This is a genomic window from Vibrio sp. ZF57 (genome assembly GCF_001691235.1).
In the GTDB taxonomy this organism is placed as follows: Bacteria; Pseudomonadota; Gammaproteobacteria; order Enterobacterales; family Vibrionaceae; genus Vibrio; species Vibrio crassostreae_C.
This window is the reverse complement of the sequence record NZ_MAKD01000122.1, coordinates 1-4,007: the sequence shown is the minus strand read 5'-3', so window position 1 is coordinate 4,007 and position 4,007 is coordinate 1. Positions and strand designations below refer to the sequence as shown.

Below are 4,007 nucleotides of genomic sequence, written 5' to 3'. Positions count from 1 at the left end.
AGCCAGCGAAAGCTGGCTTTCTTTTTTTAGAATAGAAATAGTAGGGAGCATCTCGCTAATATGAGTTGTGAGCTACCCCATTACGTTTCTATTTACTTACACAGATAGGCAGTTCCCAGCATAGTCACGGATGTGGAAAAATCTTGGGGAAGTGTGAATATCACGGTATCTGCGCCTAGCTCAATCGTATTCGACTTGAGTTGATTCATGGCGCCTTGAATCAATGTGTCATTTGGGTAAAACAGGTAGTTGTACCAATGGCCTTCGCTGCCTGTGACTTCCCCTTTATACTGACATTTATCGATATTAATCACGCCATGGTAATCCATTTGCACGTTGGCAGCTTCGCTATGAGGCGTTGATGTCGGTGTCGTGCAACCGAGTAACACGCTACTCATAGCCAAAGCGATTAATTCCTTTTTCATACGCTTATCCTGTTATTTCATCAAATAAATCGCGAAGCCTACCCAGCTTGCGAACAGTAGTAACCACGGCAGTTTAGTGGCGTGATTTGATGGTGTTTCAACACTTGTTTCGATCGTGTCTTCTTGGTGTTGATTAGCTTGTTGAGTCTGTTTTTCTTTCTGTACGCGCTTCTTCGCTTTATCGGCTTGGCGGCTGCGTTCTTTTTGCTGTTTCTTGTACAGTGCGATGCCTTTCTCGATACCCTGAGCAATCAGTTTAGTTTGTTCTTTGGTTTGAGCTGGCTTTTGAGTCGCTTTGGCTATCTTCAGTGCTTCCTGTTGAGATTCAACAGAGGGCGTATTAGTTTTGTTTTTCATACTGAGTTCGACAATTAAAACGGATTGGCTACTAAGATAACGCAAAGCTAGTTAAGTATGAATGATTTGCGTTAAAGTGTTGGTTTGAAAATAAGTGAAAGTGAGATTTGTGCGGTACTCCATAGAACAATACGACAAGCACGGCTTTTTGAAAGCTCCAATCTTGCTCTGGCTAGGTTGGTTGTTTCTTGCGAAAGCCTTGGTCGTTTTCATTGTTGCAGGCGCAAGCCGAGAATCGGGAACCGATATTCTTGAGATAATCTACCCAGACCATCAGATGTTTTATGTCGGGATCGCGTTGAGTGTGCCTAGTTTGCTGCTGATGTGGTTATTTGGGCTAAGATCGCCAGATAGAAAGCGCCTTAACAAAGTCGTGTCATGGGGACGTTGGGTTACCATGATGGCTATCTTGGCACAGGGCTCCCATACGATTTATTTAATCTATTTGGATAACGGATGGTTCCGTTGGTCAAATGGCATCACCCTATTGTTGCTGCTGTGGTTAGCGCTTTATCTAACCAATAGCCATGCTGCAAGGGATTGCTTTAAAGTGGTTGAGCTCGAAGACTGATTCTCATCAAAACATTTGTCCCATTCACAATTATACTTAGAAGCTAAAACTGGAAGGAATAATCTATGCTTAATGTTTCAAATGAGCAGCCTAACGTTCAAAGTGCTATTTTGCCTGAAGCTGGGCCTTTCGCGCTTTACGTTCAACTTAAAGTGAACGCTAATACTGCTAATGTACTAGCAGAAATTCAAAAGCTTCCGACTCTAATCGACGAACTAAACCAAACTCAGCCTGATGCGAACTTAACGGCATCGGTTGCGTTCTCAAAAGCTTTTTGGGATAGGTTCGAGCAAGCAGCGCCCGCTGATTTGATCGACTTCCCTGTGCTGGGTGAAGGTGATATCACAGCACCGAGCACACTGTCTGACGTTCTGATTCACTGTCATTCAAACCGACATGATCTGCACTTCTTTATCTTGCGTAAATTGCTATCTGAAGTAGCAGCTGATGTTGAAGTGGTTGATGAAACTTATGGTTATCGCTTCCTAGACTCTCGTGACATGACAGACTTTGTTGATGGCACTGAAAACCCGAAAGACGCACAACGTGCTGAAGTCGCTATTGTGCCTGAGGGTGAATTCGCTGGTGGTAGTTATGTAATGGTGCAGCGTTTTGTGCATAACCTGCCAGCTTGGAATCGTTTGAATGTATCGGCACAAGAGAAAGTGGTTGGCCGTACTAAACCTGACTCTATCGAGCTAGATGATGTGCCAGCGGCGTCTCACGTTGGTCGCGTGGATATCAAAGAAGAAGGAAAGGGTCTTAAGATTGTTCGTCACAGCCTACCTTACGGTACCGCTACGGGCGATCACGGCTTACTGTTCATTGCTTACTGTAACGTTCGTCATAACTTCGATGCGATGTTAGAGAGCATGTACGGCGTAACAGATGGTAAAACAGACCAACTGCTTCGATTTACTAAAGCAGTGACAGGCGCTTACTACTTTGCGCCTTCGACTGACATGTTGAGTGCATTAACGATTAAGTAAATCACCTCGTATGCAGTAAAGAACGGGAGCCTTAGGGCTCCTTTTTTATTAAAGCTTTATATGAATTGGTCGATATAAGAGCAATCGTGAGTTTTATTCATCTTTTTGTAAGTGAAGGTCTATGGCTATAACTGTTAATACAAATGTCTCAGCTTTAGTAGCTCAGAGAAACCTCTCTAATGCTAATAACATGCTGAATCAATCTTTGGAGCGCTTAGCTTCAGGGAGCCGTATTAATAGTGCAAAAGACGATGCGGCTGGCTTACAAATCTCGAATCGATTAGAAGCACAGATGAGTGGCATTGATGTTGCTGTTCGTAATGCTAACGACGGTATCTCCATTATGCAGACAGCAGAAGGAGCGATGAATGAAACCACCAATATCATGCAGCGTATGCGAGATTTGTCACTGCAGGCGAGTAATGGCTCGAATAGCCAGTCGGAAAGGACGGCGATTCAAGAAGAAGTGACCGCCTTAAATGATGAGTTGAATCGAATTGCTGAAACCACTTCATTTGGCGGTAAAAAACTCCTTAACGGTAGCTTTGGTAGTTCTTCATTTCAAATCGGTGGCAGTTCTGGTGAAGCGGTGCAGATAGGTTTGAAAAACATGCGCACCGATGACATCAATATGGGTGGTTTTAGCTATGTCGCCAATGGCATGGCAAGTGACTCGTGGGAAGTCAAATCCAACCAGAATGATATGACGATGTCGTTTACCGACCGTTTTGGTCAGCCACAAGAGCTCACCATCAACGCGAAAGAAGGCGATGATATCGAAGAGTTGGCGACTTATATTAACGGTCAAACGGATCTCGTCTCTGCTTCCGTCAATGATGAAGGGCAGCTTCAGATCTATATGTCTGGCGAAGACACCGCAGGCACGATCTCTTTCTCAGGTTCGTTAGCCAGTGAACTTTCGATGTCGGCGGGTTATTACGAATCAGTCGATGACATCAATGTTACTGATGTAGGTGGCGCGCAGCGTGCTGTCTCTATTTTAGACACAGCGATGAAGTATGTTGATAGTCATCGTTCTGAACTAGGGGCAATGCAAAATCGTTTTGATCATGCCATAAATAATCTCGAAAACGTTCATGAGAACTTGGCGACATCTAACAGCCGAATCAAAGATACCGACTACGCCAAAGAAACCACTCAAATGCTCAAGCAACAAATACTACAACAAGTCAGTACTACTATTCTGGCTCAAGCGAAGCAAGCACCTAACCTTGCCTTAACCTTGTTAGGTTAATCAATTACTTTAAATCTCATAACACCATTTCAGTTTATTTGGCTTCTTTGGTTAATAAAAACACAAAACCTCGCTCGACGGATTTCTCGACAACTTTAGCGTTTTTCTTATCTTTTTTTGATAAATTTATTACCAGTCACGCTTTCTTCTCCTTTATCGCTATTTCTTTAATTTTATTGTTTTTTTCCTAAAGGTTTCGTCAATTACGCCGTTATTAAAAGTAACTTTGAGAGAACTACTTGGTTTTCCGAGACGTCGGAAACCGCAATACCGGAAAATCAATTGGAGAAGTCACCATGGCAGTGAATGTAAATACAAACGTTTCAGCGATGACAGCGCAACGTTACCTAAACAATGCAAACAGCGCACAACAAACATCAATGGAGCGTCTAGCTTCTGGCTCAAAAATC

General features: G+C 43.3%; 5 protein-coding genes and 1 pseudogene. 4 read left to right on the top strand and 2 right to left on the bottom strand.

Annotated features, from left to right (window positions below; translation table 11 throughout):
* Positions 1-92 precede the first annotated feature (92 nt).
* Complete coding sequence (locus A6D97_RS19100; RefSeq protein ID WP_065585044.1) at positions 93-425, bottom strand: DUF4156 domain-containing protein; 333 nt, start codon at positions 423-425, stop codon at positions 93-95.
* A gap of 12 nt (positions 426-437) precedes the next feature.
* The gene (locus A6D97_RS19095; protein WP_065585043.1) at positions 438-782 is read right to left on the bottom strand and encodes a DUF2956 domain-containing protein; all 345 of its coding nucleotides are present in this window, start codon (positions 780-782) and stop codon (positions 438-440) included.
* A gap of 109 nt (positions 783-891) precedes the next feature.
* Between A6D97_RS19095 and A6D97_RS19090 the strand changes: the two genes are divergently transcribed.
* The 4 genes and pseudogenes from A6D97_RS19090 to A6D97_RS21900 all read left to right on the top strand — a co-directional run.
* Complete coding sequence (locus A6D97_RS19090) at positions 892-1,353, top strand: DUF2919 domain-containing protein (RefSeq protein ID WP_017060696.1); 462 nt, start codon at positions 892-894, stop codon at positions 1,351-1,353.
* 65 nt (positions 1,354-1,418) lie between these two features.
* Positions 1,419-2,342: a Dyp-type peroxidase gene (locus A6D97_RS19085; RefSeq protein ID WP_065585042.1), complete on the top strand. Its 924-nt coding sequence runs from the start codon at positions 1,419-1,421 to the stop codon at positions 2,340-2,342.
* Positions 2,343-2,463: 121 nt separating this feature from the next.
* On the top strand, positions 2,464-3,597 hold the full coding sequence (locus A6D97_RS19080; RefSeq protein WP_065585041.1) for a flagellin: 1,134 nt from the start codon (positions 2,464-2,466) through the stop codon (positions 3,595-3,597).
* A 296-nt stretch (positions 3,598-3,893) separates the two neighbouring features.
* Positions 3,894-4,007 (top strand): annotated as a pseudogene (locus A6D97_RS21900) (flagellin B); the annotation flags it as partial.